This window comes from Dawidia cretensis (assembly GCF_018598175.1).
Lineage (GTDB): Bacteria > Bacteroidota > Bacteroidia > Cytophagales > Cyclobacteriaceae > Ohtaekwangia > Ohtaekwangia cretensis.
Genome location: NZ_JAHESE010000007.1, coordinates 107,028 through 128,529 on the forward strand (window position 1 = coordinate 107,028; position 21,502 = coordinate 128,529).

11 protein-coding genes are annotated in these 21,502 nt (G+C 54.8%); 2 read left to right on the forward strand and 9 right to left on the reverse strand.

The window, feature by feature from the left end; translation table 11 throughout:
* Positions 1 to 30: 30 nt before the first annotated feature.
* From KK062_RS10045 to KK062_RS10070, 6 genes are all read right to left on the reverse strand, one after another.
* Positions 31 to 11,862: a PKD-like domain-containing protein gene (locus KK062_RS10045; protein WP_254084157.1), complete on the reverse strand. Its 11,832-nt coding sequence runs from the start codon at positions 11,860 to 11,862 to the stop codon at positions 31 to 33.
* Between the two features lie 32 nt (positions 11,863 to 11,894).
* Positions 11,895 to 12,230: a hypothetical protein gene (locus KK062_RS10050; RefSeq protein WP_254084158.1), complete on the reverse strand. Its 336-nt coding sequence runs from the start codon at positions 12,228 to 12,230 to the stop codon at positions 11,895 to 11,897.
* Positions 12,231 to 12,389: 159 nt separating this feature from the next.
* Entirely contained in the window at positions 12,390 to 12,953 is a 564-nt protein-coding gene (locus KK062_RS10055) for a hypothetical protein (protein ID WP_254084159.1), read from the reverse strand.
* Between the two features lie 222 nt (positions 12,954 to 13,175).
* On the reverse strand, positions 13,176 to 13,433 hold the full coding sequence (locus tag KK062_RS10060; RefSeq protein WP_317195760.1) for a UBP-type zinc finger domain-containing protein: 258 nt from the start codon (positions 13,431 to 13,433) through the stop codon (positions 13,176 to 13,178).
* Between the two features lie 19 nt (positions 13,434 to 13,452).
* Positions 13,453 to 15,114: an NAD(P)/FAD-dependent oxidoreductase gene (locus tag KK062_RS10065; protein WP_254084161.1), complete on the reverse strand. Its 1,662-nt coding sequence runs from the start codon at positions 15,112 to 15,114 to the stop codon at positions 13,453 to 13,455.
* Between the two features lie 21 nt (positions 15,115 to 15,135).
* Positions 15,136 to 16,539: a sensor histidine kinase gene (locus KK062_RS10070; protein WP_254084162.1), complete on the reverse strand. Its 1,404-nt coding sequence runs from the start codon at positions 16,537 to 16,539 to the stop codon at positions 15,136 to 15,138.
* Positions 16,540 to 16,703: 164 nt separating this feature from the next.
* Here KK062_RS10070 and egtB point away from each other — a divergent pair, with 164 nt between their 5' ends.
* Together egtB and KK062_RS10080 are read left to right on the forward strand one after the other, a co-directional pair.
* A complete protein-coding gene (egtB, locus tag KK062_RS10075; RefSeq protein ID WP_254084163.1) occupies positions 16,704 to 17,858 on the forward strand; it encodes an ergothioneine biosynthesis protein EgtB in 1,155 nt (384 codons plus the stop codon).
* Complete coding sequence (locus tag KK062_RS10080) at positions 17,852 to 18,817, forward strand: L-histidine N(alpha)-methyltransferase (protein ID WP_254084164.1); 966 nt, start codon at positions 17,852 to 17,854, stop codon at positions 18,815 to 18,817. Before egtB ends, KK062_RS10080 begins: the two co-directional genes overlap by 7 nt.
* A gap of 10 nt (positions 18,818 to 18,827) precedes the next feature.
* Here KK062_RS10080 and KK062_RS10085 read toward each other — a convergent pair whose 3' ends face one another.
* Genes KK062_RS10085 through KK062_RS10095 form a run of 3 tightly spaced genes read right to left on the reverse strand, consistent with a single transcriptional unit; the run spans position 18,828 to position 21,267 of the window.
* On the reverse strand, positions 18,828 to 20,312 hold the full coding sequence (locus KK062_RS10085) for a glycine betaine ABC transporter substrate-binding protein (protein WP_254084165.1): 1,485 nt from the start codon (positions 20,310 to 20,312) through the stop codon (positions 18,828 to 18,830).
* Positions 20,309 to 21,028 carry an ABC transporter ATP-binding protein gene (locus tag KK062_RS10090; protein ID WP_254084166.1) on the reverse strand — a complete coding sequence of 240 codons (720 nt, stop codon included), beginning with the start codon at positions 21,026 to 21,028 and terminating at the stop codon, positions 20,309 to 20,311. Before KK062_RS10090 ends, KK062_RS10085 begins: the two co-directional genes overlap by 4 nt.
* 5 nt (positions 21,029 to 21,033) lie before the next feature.
* On the reverse strand, positions 21,034 to 21,267 hold the full coding sequence (locus tag KK062_RS10095; RefSeq protein ID WP_254084167.1) for a hypothetical protein: 234 nt from the start codon (positions 21,265 to 21,267) through the stop codon (positions 21,034 to 21,036).
* Positions 21,268 to 21,502: the final 235 nt, after the last annotated feature.

Genomic DNA, 21,502 nt, shown 5'->3' on the forward strand with positions numbered 1-21,502 from the left:
CTTTTTTCACTAATTACTATCTACTATTTACTAAGGCTTTGTACCACGAAGCACTTCTACCCAACCGGCCAGCGGCTCGCCGCTACCGATCTTCAGGCGGTAGAAGTAAATACCATCCGATATATCTTTTGCATCCCAGTTGTTCTGGTAGGCGTTGGAAGAGTACACTTGCTTACCCCAACGATCGCTGATCACCAGCTTTGCGCCGTTGTCTGCCGGCAGATTGCGGATGAAGAACAGATCGTTTATACCGTCCTCATTCGGCGTGAAGATGTTCGGAATATAGATGTCCGTATCCAGCGGCACACGGCCAATCAACTCGATCGCGCAGCCTATCGAATCAGCCACCATCACTGAGTAGCGACCGGCCGGCAAGTGATCGTATTGCTTCTCGTATTGCAGGTTGCTGTTCAACAGCACTTCTTCCCAGTCGGTTGCGTAGGTTTGACCGGGTACAGCAGCCGAATCGAGTTTGATCTGGATATCGTACGGCACCACACCGCCAAAGAAGTTGACCACTTCCATCTTGCCATTGAAGATGTCCGGATAAGACTTCGTGCGTTCGCCGACTTGCGCGGAGAGCGACTCATGTACGACATAAGGCTGTTGATCCGCTGCCATGATTCCACACAGCATGTTTGTTTGTGTTACGCGGATCACATATTCATCCGGTATCGTCAGGAACGGATACAGGCTCGGCTTATCAAATGCTACCGTTTCGTCGAATGCCACCGAAGTGAAGAACACCTCACTACCAAACTTGCGGAAGATGCGAATGTCGAGGCTTGCATTAGGGTCACCCTTCACGTTGATGAGCGACATCAGTACCACGTTGTCCTTACACTCGGTATAAATATCATAGCTGATAGCTTGCACGCCGCGGATCAGGAACGGCCCTTGCTGGGTCGCGCACAGCGCCGAGCTGGTCTTGGCGAAGATATAGTAGTCGCCGTAGCGCAAGGTATCAATCGTAATGGTCGAATTCATCGACGACGTCACCAACACGTCTACATATTTCTCCGGCTCAACAGTAGGATCGTTCGAGAGGCCGACTGAGTATAGACCTGGGTTTTTAAACTCGAACATGATCTTTCCACTCTTACCGTTATTCGTACACTGCGCATCGCTAATCGGCAGTTTAACCTCAAAGTCAACAAAGCCCGGGAAGGTTACGTCCACCGTGTCAACGCGCTCGCAACTACCGCTGCGGATCGTTACCCAGTGCTTACCACCGGCCAGTTCCAGGAATTCGCTGTCAGATCCGAAAGCACCGCCATCTATTGAATAGGTATACGGTGCACCGCTACCACCGCCAACATTGTTGACTGTAATCGAACCGTCGTTTGCGTTACACGTTGCACCCGTAACCACGTAGTCTCTCGTGATCTCCGGCGTGTTATGCCGTATCTGGAGACGAATCGTTGCAGGACATGTAAAGATCGGAGCGTTATCCACTTTCACGATAATGTCATCCAAGTCATCACCTGGCAGTCCACCCGGCAGAGGTGCGCCCGGTGTGAACAACATCGGCTCGGATTCTACACCGTTCTTCACGTAGGTGAAGTAGTACTGACCCGTTACGCTACCATGCGCATAGATCGTAGCATTACCGTCATGACCGCCAAAGCATGTCACATTCTTCAGGTTGCGCACGCTATCAACCGTTACTGTAGTCTTCAGCTTTAGCTCGAGCTCGATCTGTTCTTTACAGGTGTCGAGCGGCGAACCGATCGTATAGATCGTGTACAGGTATCGGCCAGCCGTCAGACCGGTGAAGATCACCGAGTCACCACGCTCCAGGCCTACTGCCGTGGGCAACGCGGGCGGAGTATTTTTGTTCTCCAGTTTCACATCGTAGACACCCGACAGGACGAATGTAAAGCCACCACCGTCAGGTATGTCACATGTGGGCAGTGTTTCGATAATCTTAATTTTAGTCAGACCAGGACAGGTGCCCGGATTGCCAGGATTGCTGCCACCGCACGAACCGGAGTTCGATACGTTGACTGTAATCGGTGTCGCGCCGCTCTCTGAGAACGTACCACCACAATTATACATGGCTGTTACCTCATAGGTGAAGCTACCCGTTGCAGTTCGAACAAGCTCCGGACCTGCAGGAAACTCACCAGCCGCTGTATTGTCCAAGAACACGCGGGGGCCAGTAGCCGGTACCAGGTACCAGTTGTAGCTCAGTGCGCCCGGAGCCGAAGCGTTCAGCTTCACCGTACCGGTTGAGTTCAGACAAACCGTCACAGGGCTTATTACCTCCGGTCTTGCTTTAAAGTTGATGATCACCGTGTCGACGCTTGGCGTACAGGTTCCGTTGGTCACGATCCAGCGTACCATAAACCAGCGACCGTCCGCACCGATGAATTGTGAATTAGCATCGTTCGGGCTCACCGGGAAACCACCCGGCGATACCGTTACCCAGGTACCCGTACCAAAGAATGGTGTAGGCTTGATCGCCCCTAACGTCGCTAAACCGATCGGCGAGTTACAGATGATCTGATCCGGGCCGGCGTTTGCGATGCTCGGCGCCTCTTTGAGGTTCATCGTGATCGTTGCAGTATCGGCTTTACAGGCTGTACCCGCCCCTATTATATAGTGGAAAATATAGGTACCCTGCGCCGTTCCGCGCAAATCAATCACGCCGCTTGCCGGCAATACCTTCGGCCAATTCGGGCTGCTCCAGACACCCCCCGCATCGGGCGCACCCGGCAGATGTGCAAACAGATCATAAGCAGGATCGTCGCTACAAGGCGCAACCGTATTGTCGTCGCCGGCATGCAGGTTGTCGCGGTAGTCGAGGGTTACACGTGCTGTATCACCATCACATGTCCCTATTGTCGGCAGTATGTATTCAAAGACATAGTTACCCGCTACGATACCCGTCAGGTTCACCACACCGTTTGCGATGGGTGCACCCGAAGTCGTAATCTCTCTCCATGTACCGGTTATTGACGTCGGAGCAGGGTTCAAGGCCGTAAACAAGTCAAACGAAGTTACAGTGGTACACATAACTACCGTGCTGTCCTGGCCGGCATTCGGCGGGTTGCTCAGCTCGATAGTCAGGCGTGTCGTATCGTTTTTGCAAGGACCCGTTCCGGCTACGACGTAGTCGAAATGGTACGTACCGATCGACAGGCTGCTCAGGTTAGCAATACCTGCGGGTGTAATCGGCACACCCGTTGCATCCACATCCAACCAGCTACCGCCCGCGTCGGGCGAACCGGTCAGCAGGGCAATCAGGTTTACACTGGCAGCATCGTCTGTACACACCGGAGCTGTCGTGTCGTCGCCGGCATCCGGTCCTTCGGTCACGTTCAGGGTCAGTATCGCACTGGCCGAACCGCAACCCGCTACATCCAATTCATAGCGGAAGTGATAAGTACCCGTCGCCACATTAGTAAGGTTAATCAGGTCGCCGGTGATGGTAGCACCGCTGCCATCCACGTCTACCCAGTCTCCGCCCGGGTCGGGAGTACCGTCCAGGGCTGCATACATATTGTAAGCCGTCTCGCTACTACATACGTCTTTTTCGGTATCAATACCCGGATCCGGTGTCGTATTGATAAGCTTCACGGTCACAACCGACGTATCATTCTGACACGGCAGCGTACCCGTCACGATGTAACGGAAGCGGTAGAACGCCGGCGTAACACCGGTAAAGTTCACCACGCCGGTCGTAGGATTGAGCACGGCAAGACTGCCATCCAGGTCTGTCCAGGTACCACCCGTGTCCGGAGTACCTTGCAGGCCTTCTGTAAACAGGTTATACGCTGTGTTCGTGTTACATACTGTCACAGAGTCCGGAAGACCTGCGTCAGCAGCCAGGGTCACATTCAGTGACACCGTTGCCGTATCGTCTTTACAAACACCGACACCGTCTACGATATACAAGAAGTCATAAAGCCCCGCGACTGTTATTCCACGCAGATCTACCGTATTGCCGGTAATAACGGCACCACTGGCGGGCTGTGCCGCTGACCAGGTACCACCCGTCGCCGGGCTTCCCGTCAGGAAGGCAAACAGGTCGTAGTCATCTTCTGATGTACAGACATCGTCTGTACCACCCACACCCGCGTTCGGCGCCGGGCTCACCACCACGGTCACGATCGTACTATCCGCTACACACGGGCCAATGGCGCTCACTTTATACTTAAAGCGATAGGTACCCGGGGCTACCGGCGTTGTCAGATCGATCAGGTTGCCGGTGATTACGCCACCAGAAGCATCCAGATCAGTCCAGACACCATTCGTGTCATGCGGACTGCTGAGACCTGTTGACAGGTCGAAGGCATCGTCGCTGTTACATGCCGGCACAGAGCCACCGTTGCCTGCATCTGGCGGAGCACCGAGCTCAATGGTCACCACCGCCGTGTCGTTCACGCATGGCGTTGTGTTGGTTACAATATATCTAAAACGATAGGTTCCAAGAGCAATACCGGTCAGGTCCACCACGCCGGCAGGCGAGATAGGCCGTCCCGAGGCAGTCAATTCAGACCAGTTGCCACCGGCATCCGGTGTACCGCCCAGACCATTAAAGAGATTCACCGAAGCCGCTACGTTACAGATTTGCAATGTATCGCTGTCGCCGGCGCTCAACGCGTCGTTTATATTCAATGTCACCAAGGCACTGTCCTTACCGCAGCCAGGGATGTCCAGCACATAGCGGAATCTATATTGGCCTGCCGTCACATCGGTCAGGTTAATAACGTTGGCTACGATCGGACGGCCCACGCCATCCAGGTCACGCCAGATGCCACCCGCATCCGGGGTGCCGTCGAGGGCGTCCAACAGGTTGTAGGCACCGTTGTTGTTACACGCCACTTCTGTGTTGTCATCGCCGGCATCCGGTGCCGTGTCAATTACTTCGATCTCCACAAAGGCTGTGTCAGCCTCACAGGCAGTCGTTGCCGGAACGATGTACCGGAAGGTATACGTGCCCACGGCAACACCCGTAAAGTCAGCCCGATGGCCCGTAATAACCGCACCGCTGCCGTCGATATCCGTCCAGGCACCATTGGTATCCGGCGTACGCTCTACAGGCGCCAGTTGATCATACAGGTTGTAATCCGTATCCAGGGTACATACTGTACCGGCACCGTCATCACCTGCGTACGGAGCATCTTGAATATTCAGTGTCAGAACCGCAGTATCAGGTTTACAGATACCTCCTCCGTCTACGATGTAGCGGAAGCGGTAGCTATTGCCGCCCGACAGACTGGTCAGATCAATAATATTGCCTGTAATCGTCGCACCGCTGGCATCCAGGTCCGTCCAGGTACCACCTGTATCCGGGGTACCATTCAGGTTCGCCAGCAGGTCGTAGCTGCTCTGATCGTTACATTCATCCTTGATCGTATTGGTCCCTGCATTCGGCGCAGGATTCACCGTGATCACGATATTCTTAGCAATACCTTCGCAAGTAGCCGCCACGTTATCCGGCGTTACCACGTATGTTACGGTGATCGGCGCGATGCCGATGTTCGTCAGGATATCTTTAATATGGATCGTGCCCGGAGCGCCCATCGGTACACCCGTACCCGCCGTGGCAGGACCTGCACCGTCCGGGTCAGGCCAGCTAAAGGTTGTACCCAGCGGTTCATCGGCAGGCGTCAGTTGGATCGAGTAGTTCACCGTGTCGCCGCTGCAGATCACCTTCGACTGGTTGTCAGCCAGCACCGGGCGCGCTTTGACCGTTACTTTGATCGTATCGCCCAGGCCGGTACATCCGTCCGCGGAAGGAATCACAAAGTATTTTACCACCAGGTCCGTCGTCGTATTGGTGTTCTCCAGCATGTCGTCGATGTGTACGGTGCCCACGGCGCCTACCGACACATTTGCACCCGCCGTGGCAGGGCCGGTACCGTCGGGGTCAGCCCAGTTGAAGACGGTTGTCGCCGGCAGACCTGCCGGGGTAAGACGAATAGAATAGCCCACCGCGTCGCCGCTACATACTTCGGTTTCCTGCAATGCTACTAATACCGGCTTCGGATTCACCGTGATCAACACCGTGTCCGCCAAGCCCGCGCAAGACGACGCAGGGTCTGTCGGCGTTACAATATAGCGTATCACCAACGGCACAGACGTAGTGTTGGTCAGCACGTCGGTGATGTGCAGCAGGTCGCTCGCCAGCACATTCACGCCCGCCGTGGCCGGGCCTGTAGGACCATCCGGATCAGGCCAGCTCAGCGTTGTACCCGGCAGATCAGGCGGCGCCAGCAGAATCCGGTATTTAACCGTATCGCCGCTACAAATAATCTTCGCCTGCTTGTCCAGCAATACCGGGCGAGGTTTCACCGTCACTTGTACAGTATCGGGGTCACCGGCACACGTACCGACAGTAGGCGTAATGATATAATGAAGGACAATATCCTCATCCGTCAGATTGGACAGCTCGTCATCGATGTGAATCGTGCCCGCTGTGCCCATTGCCACATCCGTACCCGCGGTAGCAGGACCGCCTGCATCCGGATCAGCCCAGCTAAAGGTTGTACCCAGCGGTTGGTTGGCAGGGTTCAGCTTGATCTCCCAGCCTACCGTTTCGCCGGCGCAGATCTCGGTTTCCTGACCATCGGCCAGCACCGGTATCGGGTTCACGCGGATCACCACGGTGTCCGGCTCACCCTCACAGGTCAAGCCCGGGGTTGACGGCGTAATGATATAGAGCACGTCGATCGACGCTCCGGTCGTATTCTGGAGTATATCTTTAATATGCAACGTCGCGGCTGTACCCATCGATACATTCACGCCGGCCGTAGCAGGGCCTGTCGGTCCATCAGGATCGGGCCAGTTGAATTCCGTGCCCACCGGCCGCTCCGCCGGATTCAGCATAATATGATAGTTTACGGTATCACCCGCACAGATCTGTTTAAATTGGTTGTCGGCCAGCACGGGGCCGGGGTTCACGATAACTTTTACCGTGTCGGCCACACCGGCACACAAGCCGCCGCGCGAAGGCGTGATAACATAGTTCACCGTAATCGGCTCACCGGAAGTATTCCTCAACTCATCATTGATGTGAATGGTACCGGCAGGTCCCATCAGCACATTGGTACCCGCGGTAGCAGGGCCCGCGCCATCCGGATCAGGCCAGCTGAACGTTGTTTTCAACGGCCGCCCTATCGGGTTCAGCTTGATCTCCCACCCTACGTTCTCGCCGCTGCAGATCTCGACTTCCTGACCGTCGGCCAGAACCGGAATCCGGCGTACGCGGATCGTTACAGTATCAGCAACGCCGTCGCAACCACTGGCCGGATGTGATGGCGTTATAATATAATGTACGTCGACCGAATCCTGGGTATTGTTTGTCAATACGTCCTGAATATGCAAGGTGGCCGCGGTACCCATCGATACAGCCACACCGGCCGTGCCGCCACCGGCACCATCCGGATCGGCCCAGTTAAATACCGTACCCGCCGGCTTATCCACCGGATCGAGCAGGATGTGATAATCTACCGCGTCGCCGGAGCAGATCTCTTTTATCTGTTTATCCCTCAATACCGGGCGGGGCTTCACCGTAATTCTCACCGTATCCACGGCACCGTTACATCCATCCACCGAAGGCGTAATGGCATACTTCACGATAATATCATCCGCCGTCGTATTCTGCAGTATATCTGCAATGTGAATCACATCAGCCATCGGCACATTCACGCCTGCCGTCGCCGGGCCGGTAGGTCCATCAGGATCAGGCCAGCTAAAGGTTGTACCGTCCGGCTTGTCCGCCGGTGTTAATAGAATGCGATAATTTGCCGCAACACCGGCGCAGATGGTTTTGGCCTGGTTGGCCGCTAACACCGGTTTGGGGCTTACGGTAAAGACAATCGTGTCTGCAACACCCGGGCAGTCGCCAGGAGCACCCGGCAGCGAAGGCGTCACGATGTACTTCACCTCGATCGGTTCCGTGCCGGTGTTTTCCAGAACATCGTTAATATGCGTTGTTGGTGCTGTGCCCAGCAGCACGTCTACACCCGCCTTAGCAGGGCCCGTGCCATCGGGATCAGGCCAGTTGAACACCGTACCCTCCGGCAGCTCCGCAGGATTTAACCGAATGCGGTACGCTGTATTTTCGTTCGAGCAAATAGTCTTCGCCTGCTTGTCGAGCAACACCGGGCGCGGCTTCACCGTGATCTGTATGGTGTCAGCAACACCAGCACAAGCACCCGGTCCAGTCCCAATGCGCGGCGTGATCACATAGTTCACCACCACATCTTCACCTGTTGTATTCGTCAGAGCGTCGGTAATGTGAATCGTTGCCGCTGTACCCATCGCCACGTTCGTACGACCGGTAGCCGGACCGGCTCCATCCGGATCAGGCCAGCTGAAGTTCGTGCCTGTCGGTCTGTCCGCCGGCGTTAATAGAATATGATAGCCTACCGCGTCACCCGCGCAGATCTCCTTCTCCTGGTTATTCGCTACGACCGGCACAGGACGCACACGAATGGTAACGTTCTGCGGAGCCCCCGGGCACGTTGCCGACGGGTGTGATGGCGTCACGACGTATACTACGTCCAGGTTGACCTTGGTAGGAAGGTTGTTGGTCAGAATGTCGGTAATGTGAAACGTACCGGCGGTACCCATCGGCACATCTACTCCCGCGGTAGCGGGGCCTGCGCCATCCGGATCAGGCCAGTTGAACACCGTACCCGGTGGCACGTCCAACGGGTTCAGGTTGATGTGATAGTTCGCCGCCTCGCCGCTACAAATTGTCTTGAGCTGGCCCGAAGCCACCACAGGACGCGGCTTCACGGTGATTGCCACCGTATCGGCGTCGCCCACGCACGCCCCGGTACGGGGAAAGATGACATAGTTCACCACGATGTCGGCACCCGTAATGTCAGCGTTCGTCAGAATATCGTTGATGTGGATCGTCGCCGCACTCCCCATCGCCACGTTGGTACGACCGGTAGCAGGATTGCCGACACCGGGACCATCCGGGTCAGCCCAGGTGTAGGTTGTACCCAGTGGCTGCTGGGCCGGATCCAATAATATATGGTACCCTGCGGCGGTGCCCGCGCAAATGGTCTTGGCTTGATTATCGGCCAACACCGGCTTCGGGTTTACGGTAAAGACGATGTTACGGGGTGTTCCCGGACAGCCGCCCGGCAGTGACGGCGTAACAACATACGTTACCTGAATGGCTGTTTGCCCGTCATTCTTGAGAATGTCATTGATGTGGAGTGTCGACGCCGTACCCATCGGCACGTTTACCCCGGCCGTGGCAGGGCCTGTCGGGCCATCCGGATCAGGCCAGTTGAATATAGTACCATCCGGTTTGTCGACCGGATTCAATAATATATGGTATTTGGTGGTGTCATCCGCGCAAATGGTCTTGGCCTGGTTCAGCGCCAGCACGGGGCGCGGACGTACCGTCACTTCTACCGTGTCGGCAATACCGGCACAGCTTCCTACGGTCGGAGTAATAATATAGTATACCTTCAGGTCGGTCGGGTCCGTGTTAGTCAACGGATCATTGATATGAATCGTACCGGCGGGATCCGCCTGTACATTGGTACGTGCCGTGCCGGGTCCCGAGGGTCCATCCGGATCAGGCCAGCTAAAGGTTGTGCCGGCAGGTTCGTTCAATGGGGCCAGCTTGATCTCCCAGCCTACATTATCACCGGCACAAATTTCTACTTCCTGGTTATTCTCCAATACCGGCTTTGGGTTGACACGGATTGTTACATTCTTCGCAACGCCAACGCAAGAAGACAGCGGGTTGCTCGGTGTAACGACATAAACCACGTCGATCGGCGTCGTACCCGTATTCCGCAGTACGTCGTTGATATGAAAAGTACCCGGCGTACCCATAGCTACGTTCACACCCGCGGTAGCGGGGCCTGTCGGGCCATCCGGATCGGGCCAGTTATACACCGTACCCGCTGGTTCCTCGGCAGGATTTAATAATATATGGTAAGCTGCCGCCTCGTTATCACAGATGTTCTTCAATTGGTTGTCGGCCAGCACCGGGCGCGGCTTCACCGTGATCTTCACTGTGTCGGGTGTGCCATTGCACGAACCCACGCGGGGCGTGATAATATAATTGACGACGATGTTAGCCGTTGTTGCATTCTCCAGGATGTCGTTGATGTGGATAGTACCCGCGGCACCCATCGCTACGTTTGTTCCGGCGGTAGCTTTGCCACCACCATCCGGATCAGGCCAACTGAAGGTTGTGCCATCGGGTTTATTGGCCGGGGCCAATTTGATCTCCCATCCTACGGCCTCGTCGGCACAGATCTCTTTCGCTTGGTTATCCACCAGTACCGGGCGGGGGTTCACACGAATCTTCACGTGCACCGTGTCACCGGGACACGACAGACCACTGCCGTACGACGGCGTAACAATATATGTCACCGTCGTCTGGTCCGTGGTGAGATTCGTCAGCACGTCGTTGATGTGGATGGTACCGGCAGCGCCCATCGGCACATTCACACCCGCCGTAGCCTGGCCACCAGCATCGGGGTCAGCCCAGTTAAACACCGTACCGGCCGGCGTATTCGCCGGATTCAATAAGATCTCGTATGCGGCGGCATCGCCCGTACAGATCGATTTCTCTTGCGGCTCGGCCAAAACAGGCAGCGCGCGTACATTGACCGTCACCGACTTGGGTGTCAGCGCGGTACAACCGTAAATATCTTCGTAGTTCACCGACACCGTTTGGTTGCCCGGTGTATTCCAGGTAACGGTTACGGTACTGTCGTTTACACCGCCACCGGCTGTAATCGTGCCGCCGGCGGAAACTGTCCATTGATAATTTGTTTTAAAACCGTCCGTGCCATACACGACCAACGTCTGGTTCTGACATACCGACAGCAGGCCGGTAAGTTTTGGATCTGGAAGCGGCCGTAGCCGCAGGATGGTATATCCGTTCATCCAGACCGGCGTACAAAAGCCATTGACAGCCCGCACCTTCAGGGTGTCGCCATCAACAAATCCTGTGTTGGGGAAGGTCATCGTAAGCCCCGCTCCCGTACCCGGAAATGTATTGGCCGTCGCGGTACTGTTCCGGTAAATGGTATAGTTCACACCACTCTCGGAATCATCCAGGTTGAGCGTGATATTCGGGTCGTTGACACAAACGTTCAGCGGCGATGGTGTCGTGAGGTTCTGTTTTATGGGTGACGGATCGGTGATCGTAAAAGCCTGTACCGCCGAGCAGGGCGAGTAGCGGTCTGTTACAGTCAGCGTGTATGTGCCACCCGGTAAACCGGGAACACCCAGCTGAGCAGCCAGGTTCAAAGGTGTCGTACCATCTGTTATACCGGTCAGTGGCAGCCCGGCCAGGCCGTTGTCCGATTCCCATCTATACGTATACGATCCCGGGCCGATTGTCTTTGAGCCACCGTTAATAACACCTTGCACCTGCCCGTTTACCGGGTTGGTACACACCGTGTTGTCGTTCTGAGTAGGTGTAATGGAAACCGGCGTGGTGATATTCTGCATCGTAAACGGATTGTGACCGGTCGTTGCAAACGTATAGGTGTTAATTTGATTGTCGCTATCCTGAAGGATCCAGTTTGACACATTGGCAATCAGGTTTTGTGTTGGGGAATGGATATAGGTGCCGCCCACCGGTATAGCGCCAACCGCGCCCGTATTGGGGTAATCATACATTGTTTCTATTCCCGGAGGGTTGTTACCATCGGGATCCACGTCTATGAATATAAGTGAAACCGGACTTGATGCGGCGTTGACCCTCATCTGGATATAGCCATTGTTCCCAGCTCCACCGCATGGGTTGACGACGGTAAACGTCACATTAAGCAGGCCGTCGGGGCTGGCATACGTGTATTCCTGCGCCTTTGCAAAAAAGCTCAGACAAACCAGGAACGAAGCTAAAAAAATAGACCTCATGGTAGTGAAGGGTAGGCTAGTAAACGTTTTACTCATTCGATCGTGAAGCTAATTTTCTTGGAACAGGCGCCGGCATTTGCCACCACGCAGAAGTATTCCCCCGCGCGCAATTTCTTCAGGCTGTTCACCTTAAGCTTATCTACATTTAAAACCCTCCCATCCTTTGTGCAGAACAGGATATCGGCAGTTGACTTATTTCCCCGGCTTATTTCCACGGTAGCGGTATGGGTGCCATCGGTGGCCCTGGCGACGACCACCTTCGCCTCGACGTCTTTACAGTCGTCTTGAAAGATGGATTCACGCTCAGGCGAGTGGCCCATCGCAAGACACGAAAGGGCGAAGCAAGTCAGGTATGTCAGTAATTTCATGCGTAGAAGCTTAAAAAAACACTACTATCTCTAAATAGCACTAAAAAATATATAGTAACCCACTAAAGCCTACAAAAATGGAGGTTACTACGCGTAGCTTAAAAAATCTGTAAGTCTAAAAAATCGTATTTCTTATCTATGTACCTTTTGGTCCAAGATTTAAAATTTCCGGTTCAACACTTCACTCATAACGATAGCCTTCTTCAACTCCTCTGCATCGCTGAAGTTGCCCAGGTATTCCTGTAGCAAATTCCGTTGCGGCTTCTCCTGAAACGCCTTAAACTTGCCAAAGGTGCCGACCGTCTCTCCTGCCTTCATCGTTTCTTCCAACGACGGTCGTTCGAACGCCTGGCGCTTAGCCTCCTCGTAGACATTATATACCTGGTCGCGCTTACGGTAATCATACTCCTCATCTTCCAGGTCTTCTTCCTCCTCTTGAAGATTATCGTCATAGTCAACGTATGTTGTCTTGGGCACCGATGGCGCCGTAACGGGTTTCGACTCTACAGTCTTGCTCTCCGTAATCTCCCGCAACAATTCCTCGAATGTAAGCGCTTTCGGACCGGGCGCCGGCTTACTCGCAGGCTCTTCATAGCGCTGTACCGGCTTCTCCGGACGCTTGGGAGCCTGGTCCTGCGGCGGCGTCTCCTGCTTTTTCATAAACCGGGTCACCACGTAGATGATGCCTAGAATGACATAAAACCAGACCTGAAAATCTTTCATTTAAATCCAAAAATAACAAAATATTCCGATTTTTAAAGCGTTACGGGGGTACCCTCGGGAAGCGCCGTTTATGGACCAGCGGGCAAGGAGTACATCGTTGAGTAGCCGCACGATTACCAACCTGGCAGCATTCTTCTGGGCGCGGCGAATAGGAAAAACCGTTCAGAGACTATTTACTCAAGTACAAAATATTGCAATAAAGGCCAATTAACCTTTCCGACACTAATACTCCCGGAATATCTCATCCCGGTAACACCACGCCCAACGCTCGCCCGGCTCTGCCGAAATCGCCACCGGATGCCCGGCGCTGGCGGCATGCTTCGACGCATGGCGGCCCGGCGACGAATCGCAGCAAAACGTTGCGCCGCACGTCTGGCAGGTGCGCAAGTGCAGCCATTGGCCACCCACCTTCACGCATTCTTCACATTCATGCTTCTGGGGGGTCTTGATGTCCGTCCAGTCGCGCAGATGATCACACAAATCCGGTTCTTTTGCCATATCAGTTTTCCGCCAGGTATTCGTGAATGAATTTAATTGCCATCGCCCCCTCGCCTACCGCCGAGGCCACCCGGTTCATCGCCCCTGACCGCACGTCGCCCGCGGCGAAAATGCCCGGGCTGCACGTCTCCAGCAGGTACGGCTCGCGACCGAGCTTCCACGACTTCTTAAAGTCGTCATACTTAAACAAGTCGCGACCGGTCTCGATAAACCCTTTGTTGTCCTTGATGATATCCACCTGGATCCAGTCCGTGACGGGCCGCGCCCCGATAAAGATAAACAGTGCCGCGGCCTTCTCGGTACGCTCCGCTCCCGTCTTCACGTCCTGCAACGTCACCTCCTCCAACCGCTCTCCGCCACCCAGGCGGGTAATGACCGAACAGGGCGCCACCTCAATGTTGGGCGTGCCCCGGATCTGCTCGATCAGGTAATGCGACATCGACTCCGTCAGCGACGGTCTGCGAATAACAATATATACCTTTCGCGCAAACGTCGATAAATACATCGCCGCCTGACCGGCCGAATTTCCACCGCCTACCACGTATACATCTTGCTCTCTACAAGCATGAGCTTCGGTAGTAGCAGAGCCATAATATACACCCGCCCCGGTAAACCGCTCTACATCGGCGGCCTCGAGCGTACGATAGTCCACCCCTGTGGTCACAACAATACTGCGTGTATTAAGCTTACTCCCGTCGCTTAGCGTAATGATCTTATAACCATCTTTCAAAGCAATATCGACCACCTCCAATGGCGAGATCAGTTCCACGCCAAAACGCGTCACCTGCGAGAGGGCCCGGCGTGACAATTCCGCTCCACTCAACCCGTTGGGGAAGCCCAAATAGTTTTCGATGCGCGAGCTCGTACCAGCCTGTCCGCCCGGGGCGCGTTTTTCAATCAACGCGGTACTGAGTCCTTCTGATCCTCCATATACCGCCGCCGCCAAACCCGCCGGCCCCGCACCAATGATCGTGACATCGTACATCGTCTTGGTACCCTTCGAGCGCATGCCGGTCTTCTCGCCGATATCGCGTGTGGTCGGGTTGCGCAATACCACGCCGTCGTCAAAAAATACCGCGGGCAGGTCCTTCGTTTCAATATTATTCAGCGACATCAATTCCTTTGCGTCCGGATTCGATTCGACATCCTGCCATTGGTACGGAATCAAGTTACCTGAAAAGAAGTCTTTGATCTCATGCGAACGCGGAGACCATTGATATCCCACAATGCGAATGCCCTTAAACGGCGGCACGTGCGTACTCTGCCATTCTTCCAGTTGATCATTCAGCACCGGGTATAACCGCTCCTCCGGCGGATCCCAGGGCTTCATCAGGTAATAATCCAACTGCACTTCGTTGATCGCGCGAATGGCCGCGTCCGTGTCTGAATACGCGGTCAGCAAAATGCGTTTGGCCTCGGGGAAATAATCCTTCGCTTGCCGCAAAAACTCCACACCCAGCATCTCGGGCATACGCTGGTCGGATAAGAACATCGCCACCGTCTCGCGCTTGTTGCGCAGGTCATTCAGCGAGTCCAGCGCTTCGCGCGCCGAGGGCGTGCTCAGAATGCGATACTCTTTTCCATACACATTCCGGACATCACGCACGATGGTGCGCAGCACCTGCGCGTCGTCATCGACAATAAAAAGTATTGGTTTTGTCATGTTATGTTAAATCATAGATCGCTACCCAATGGGGAAGCATATACTAAACTCCGTGCGGCCCGGCACACTTTTCATTTCCAGTCGGCCCGCATGTTGGGTAATGATCTGTCGCACCACCTCCAGGCCCATGCCCGTACCCTTGCCTACCGGCTTGGTCGTAAAGAATGGCTCAAATATTTTATCCTGGATGTCGGCCGGAATCCCCGGACCATTGTCAATGATATATACCAGGATCGATTCACGGCTGCGCTGCGTACGAATCTCGAGTATGTTCCCCGTACGTCCCTCCATGGCGTCGACGGCATTGTCGATCAGGTTTGTCCATACCTGGTTCATCGGACCGACAAAAATATTGGCTGCCGGTAATCCTTCTTCAAATTCCAGCTTCAGCTGTATCTGGTTGTGTTTGACCTTGTGGTTGAGCAACGTCAGCGTTGTCTGAATCCCAGCGTGAATGTCCACGCGCTCTTTTACCGGCGCCTGGTCCATGTGAGTATAGCTCTTGATCGACGATACCAGTGTATTGATGCGGCGCGAAGCTTCCTGAATTTCATTCACCAGCCGTTCCGTGATCAGCACCTGGTTCATCCATTGAATCACCGGGGGAATGTCTGCTGGTCGTAACAAGCTGCGCAGCGATTCGAGATCTTCCTCAATAAAATCAAAATCCGCAAAGGTGGCGGCCGCTTCCGCGGAGTGGTCCAAACCGTTTCGCTCCAGCCAGTCCGCGAGTGCATCTTCGCGTTCCGAGCGCGCCATCATCGACAGCCCGTGTGCATTGCCATGCCGTGCCTTAAACAGCACCAGGCCGTTGACATGGTCTACCACTTCGTCCGACACGCAAATCTTAATCACTGCCTTGAGTCGCTCCGGCCCCATGGAAAAATGCCGCTTTAGCTCATGCGCATTGCGCACCACCGCCGCCGAAGGATTATTCAGCTCGTGTGCCAGGCCCGCGGAGAGTTTACCCAACGCCATGATCTTATCGTCTTGCTGCTGTTGCCGTGTAAAATCGCGGATTCGGTCCATCATTACGTGCACCAGCGCCGTGGTCAGCTCGGGTTGGCTTGCGATCATTTCGGGAAACTTTTCGCGCGGCAGCCGCAGCAACACCGTCTCGCCCGCGGCATAGGCATCGCCCACGGCCGCTTTCATTCTTGAATACGGCAACAGGCCGGTGATCTCACCCTTTTCAAACACGCCCAGGTGCTTGACTCCACCTGCTTGCGGAATAAAAATCGACAAGCCCCCCTGCAACACAACCGTCAGGGCCACAATCTCTTCGCCCCGGCTAAAGTTCTTGGCGCCGTCGGCATATGTTTCCAGCGTGCCCTGCTCGGCCAGCCAGTCCAACTGCGCGGGCGGCACCCCGGCCAGTTCAGGCACCTGGCCCTTCAGCATCGCAGCAACTTCTGCTTTTGTCATACCCATTTTTTGCCTCTCCGATCGTTATTATAATCACCTGAGGGTCATAAAAGTATGCCGAAATTTCGCGTTTATACAATTATCGGGCACACTATTTTAACACCTTGCCGAGGCAGATCGCGAACATTTCCGATCTTCTATCGGTTTTTACTTTTTCACCACCCATGCACCAAAGGTTCACCACCATCCGGCGTCATACAGAAGATATCTGTCGGCCGCTACAAACCGAAGACTATGTCGTACAACCTACCACGGATGTCAGTCCGCCCAAGTGGCACCTCGCACACAGCACGTGGTTTTGGGAAGAGTTTGTGCTGGCCAAACACCAACCGGGTTACAAGCGCTTCCATCCGCGCTACGCCTTCCTCTTTAACAGCTACTACGACAGCGTCGGCGAACGAGTACTACGTCTGCACCGCGGCAATATGTCGCGGCCCACGGTAGCCGAAATCCTGGACTACCGTCATTATATCGACGAGCAAATGACGCGCTTCCTGGAAACCCTGCCTGACAATCTGCACGGGCTGATCGAGATCGGCCTCAACCACGAGCAACAACACCAGGAGCTGCTGTATACCGACATCAAGTACATTCTCGGTCACAACCCCCTGTTTCCACCGTACGATCCAAACTTCCGCGAAACACCGGCGCTGGCAGCAGCAACACCTGGCTTTACAGACATGCCCGAAGGCCGCTACGCCATCGGCTATACCGGTTCCGGTTTTTCGTTCGACAACGAGCACGCCGCGCACGAGCAATTCCTGCTTCCCTATAACATTAGCAACACACTTGAAACAAACGCCGACTACCTGGCGTTCATGGTAGACAATGGCTATGAAACTTCGCAGTGGTGGCACAGCGACGGCTGGGCGTGGGTGAAAGAGCAAAATGTCAACAGTCCACTGTACTGGCACTACATCGACGGCCGCTGGCATCGTTATGCGTTGTCGGGCTTACAGGAAATACCGATGGACGAGCCTGTCACCCACATCAGCTACTACGAGGCGGCCGCTTTCGCGGAATGGAAAGGCATGCGTTTGCCTACGGAATTTGAATGGGAAGCCGCCGCCAACCGGATCGCCTGGGGCCACCGTTGGGAACACACGAACAGTGCCTACCTGGCCTACCCTGGTTATCAGAAGCCGCCGGGTGCTATCGGCGAATACAATGGCAAGTTTATGATCAATCAAATGGTGCTGCGCGGTGCCTCGGTGGCAACACCGGCCGGCCACAGCCGCGACACCTATCGCAATTTTTTCCACCCAAGTCTGCAATGGCAATTTACTGGCATCAGGCTCTGTAAAAAACAAACATGGTAATACTCGAAAATAAAACCGCTCCCGTTGCCGCCGCCGTCATGGCGGGCCTGACACGCAAACCCAAGCAACTCCCCAGCTGGCTGTTTTACGACGAGCGGGGCGATGCCATCTTCCAATCCATCATGCGCATGCCCGAGTACTACCCCACGCGCTGCGAGTATGAAATCTTCCAGAAACAAAAGGAAGCCATCCGTCAACAGTTCACCGCCGCCGGCACACCGTTCCGCCTGGTCGAGCTCGGCGCGGGCGATGGACTCAAAACCGAGCTGCTCCTCAAACACTTCGTCGACCAGCACACAGACTTCGAGTATTGGCCCACCGACATCTCCCCCAACGTACTGGCCATCCTGCAAGAGCGGCTGGAACATTCGCTGCCCACGCTTCCCATCAGCCCGATCGCCCATCGCCACGAAGATGCTCTGCGTACCGTCGCCGAAGACCGCGAGCACCGTCATATCTTTATGTTCCTGGGCGCAAACATTGGCAACTATAGCCTGTTGGAAGCACAAGCCTTCGTCAACAACCTGGCGGGAGCCATGCATGCAGGTGACCTGTTATTCATAGGCTTCGACCTCAAAAAAGATCCACGCGTAATCAAGGCCGCCTACGACGACCCACACGGCATAACTCGCTCCTTCAATCTGAACTTGCTAACACGCCTCAACCGCGAGCTCGGCGCCAATTTCGACATAGATGCGTTCGAGCATGCTCCCTATTATGACCCTGAGACCGGTGCTGCGAAAAGCTACCTGGTCAGCCTCCGCAACCAGGACGTACACATCGAAGCAACCCATCAAACCATCCACTTCAACGCCTGGGAAACCATCCACACCGAAGTGTCGCTCAAATACGATCTTGCCATGATCGAGTCCCTTGCCCGCAAAGCAAACCTGGAAATCGTCCGGCACTTCGCCGACAGCCGCGACTACTTCCGCGATATACTCTTTCGCAAACATTAACTCCTAACAATCATTGATATCGCCGGCGCAAGTGCGCCGGCACCAACCACCATTCCAGTAATTCAAACAACAACTCAATCCCCACCGCCAACACCGCCGCCGGCACCGCCCCTTGCAGAATCAGCGAAGTGTTATTCAACGCCAACCCCGTCACGATAAACTCCCCTAACCCACCGGCGCCAATAAACGCCGCCAGCGTTGCCGTCCCAACGTTAATGACCGCCGCGGTACGAATGCCCGTCAGAATCGACGGCATCGCCAGCGGCAGCTCTACCAACCGAAGGCGGTTCCAGGGCGTCAGTCCAATTCCCGCCGCCACCTTCTTCAACGCTGGGTCTACTGTCACTAGTCCTACGACCGTATTCCGCAGGATCGGCAACAGCGCATACAGAAACAAAGCGATAACCGCGGGCACCAGGCCAATACCAAACAACGGGATCATCAGCGCAAGCAACGCAATAGAAGGGATCGTTTGCAGAATGCCGGTCAGGTACAGTACTGTCTTCGCCACATACGAGAACCGATAAAGGACCACGCCCAACGGCAACGCTACCATAACCGCCGCCAACAACGCCAACCCCGTCAACAGTAAGTGATCCCACACGTGGCCCATAATATCCGCTCCCTTTGATGCGGGTGCGTCTGTCGTTGTTCCAATCAATTGCTTCGCACGCAGAAAGTCGTAGGCAATGGTACGAAAGGGTTTCTCTTCAAACAGGGCTTGTGCATTCAATGCCTGCATTTCGGCCGCAGTGATTTTACCGGTAAGCTTCCGAAGCTGTTCCACTGCCTTTGCCGGCAACCCCGCGCGATAAAACGACACCGCTTCATAGGTCGGGAAAAAGTGTTTGTTATCCGTCAGCAACCGAAGACCATAGCGCCCGATCTCTCCGTCGGTAGAATAAGCATCCGTCACATCGATCCGTCCGTCGCGCAGGGCTTGATAGGCCAGCCCATGCTCCAGTCCCACCGGTTGCTGCGGCAGGCCATACGCCGACGCCAGCGGTTCCCAGCCGTCCCGGCGTTTCAAAAACTCGTAGCTTAATCCGAGCTGCAGGTCCGCGTGTTTTTGTAGATCCATGATATCCCGCATGGACAGGCTATCGGCCTGTTGCGGCCGCATCAGCAACGCATACGTATTGTTAAAACCATACGATGCCGAGATCCGCAATCCCCACCGTTGTTGTAGCGCGGAGTCGATCGCGTCTACCCTCTTCAGCTCCTGCGCTCCCAAAATCTCTGCCGCCAGCGTACCGGTATACTCTGGATATACATCAATTGCTCCGTTCTTCAGCGCCTCAAAGCTCACAGCCGTGCCGCCCAGGTTAAACCTTCGCTCGACGGTAAAGCCACCATCTTCCAGGATAAGCGCTACCATTTCACCCAATATATACCCTTCGTTAAAATGCTTCGCCCCCACGCGCAGCACATCCTGCGCCAGCGCGACACTGCTCCATACGAGCAACAAAAGAGCGGTGAGCAACCAACGCTTCATAGGTGTGCCAGGTATTCTTCCTTCCAACGATCCAATTCTTCCTTATTGCCATGCGAGCGAATGCGCCCATCGTCAACCCACACAAAAGCATCCGCCAGGTGTTTGGCCTCCTCCCAGTCGTGCGTCACCAGGATCACCGTACGCGGCTCCGCCGCCTGCCACGCCTGAAAGTGCGCATAGATTGCCAGCTTGGTACCATAGTCCAACGCGGAGAACGGTTCATCCATCAACAAGATCGGCGGATTCAAAAACATCGCGCGACACAAGCTCACCCGCTGCTGCTCCCCACCCGACAGCTCGTGCGGATACTTGTCCGCATACGCCTCCGGCAACTGCGCCATCGCCAGTAGCGTACGAACCCGCGCCGACAACACGTCTTGCGACTGCCCCTGCACCACACCAGACAGGCTCATGTTCCGCCCCACCGTCATATGCGGAAACAACGCCGCGCTTTGCACCACATACCCGATCTGACTCCGTAGCACATACACCTGCGAATAGTCCAGTGATTTTCCAAACACTGCCACCGTGCCCGCCTTTGGCCTAAGCATACCGTTGATGAGTTCCAGCATAGTAGACTTACCGCTGCCACTGCGCCCCAGCACAGCTGTCACCATGTGCGCGGCAAACGTATGGCTCACATCCCGCAGCAGCGGCGCCGTGTCATAATCAAACGAAACGTTCTGAAGTTGTATGGGCGAAGGGGCTCCCGTCAAACGTGTTATGTTTGGGAGCCAAGGTAATCAAAGTCAGGAGACATTTGCCAATCTGCATCCCATTCCATCGTGCACATCAGCGCATCATGGAAGGCATACTCCACCGACCTGGCTTTTGTTTTTGTATTGACTTGATGCTTATTCAAACGAAGACTCATCTTCGACTTCCGATAGTACAAAATCAAAATTGCCGCCTGTATCCGTCCGGTTATAGGTAATGAACACAGCGTCTTCTTCATACATCGCACCGTAGATGTGCATCAGGCCTTCGCTACCGTCTTCAGTCTATAGTATACAGAACTCTAAAAAAATAGTCGTAATCCCCATCAAATCACTAACTTAGCGACTTTGTTTCTAACCATTATGCTTAGTTTCTCGCTTCAGGGCGCTTTTTTGCTAAGAGGAAGGGGTTTGTAAACAGAATCATTCACATTCAGAGGTGCCTTTCATGGCCTTTGGCGGATTTACATGCTG

Excerpts from the sequence above, each read along its gene's own strand:
- KK062_RS10045 (WP_254084157.1), bottom strand. The coding sequence starts at position 11,862 with ATGAGGTCTATTTTTTTAGCTTCGTTCCTGGTTTGTCTGAGCTTTTTT.
- KK062_RS10050 (WP_254084158.1), bottom strand. The coding sequence starts at position 12,230 with ATGAAATTACTGACATACCTGACTTGCTTCGCCCTTTCGTGTCTTGCG.
- KK062_RS10055 (WP_254084159.1), bottom strand. The coding sequence starts at position 12,953 with ATGAAAGATTTTCAGGTCTGGTTTTATGTCATTCTAGGCATCATCTAC.
- KK062_RS10065 (WP_254084161.1), bottom strand. The coding sequence starts at position 15,114 with ATGACAAAACCAATACTTTTTATTGTCGATGACGACGCGCAGGTGCTG.
- KK062_RS10070 (WP_254084162.1), bottom strand. The coding sequence starts at position 16,539 with ATGACAAAAGCAGAAGTTGCTGCGATGCTGAAGGGCCAGGTGCCTGAA.
- egtB (WP_254084163.1), top strand. The coding sequence starts at position 16,704 with ATGCACCAAAGGTTCACCACCATCCGGCGTCATACAGAAGATATCTGT.
- KK062_RS10080 (WP_254084164.1), top strand. The coding sequence starts at position 17,852 with ATGGTAATACTCGAAAATAAAACCGCTCCCGTTGCCGCCGCCGTCATG.
- KK062_RS10085 (WP_254084165.1), bottom strand. The coding sequence starts at position 20,312 with ATGAAGCGTTGGTTGCTCACCGCTCTTTTGTTGCTCGTATGGAGCAGT.
- KK062_RS10095 (WP_254084167.1), bottom strand. The coding sequence starts at position 21,267 with ATGAAGAAGACGCTGTGTTCATTACCTATAACCGGACGGATACAGGCG.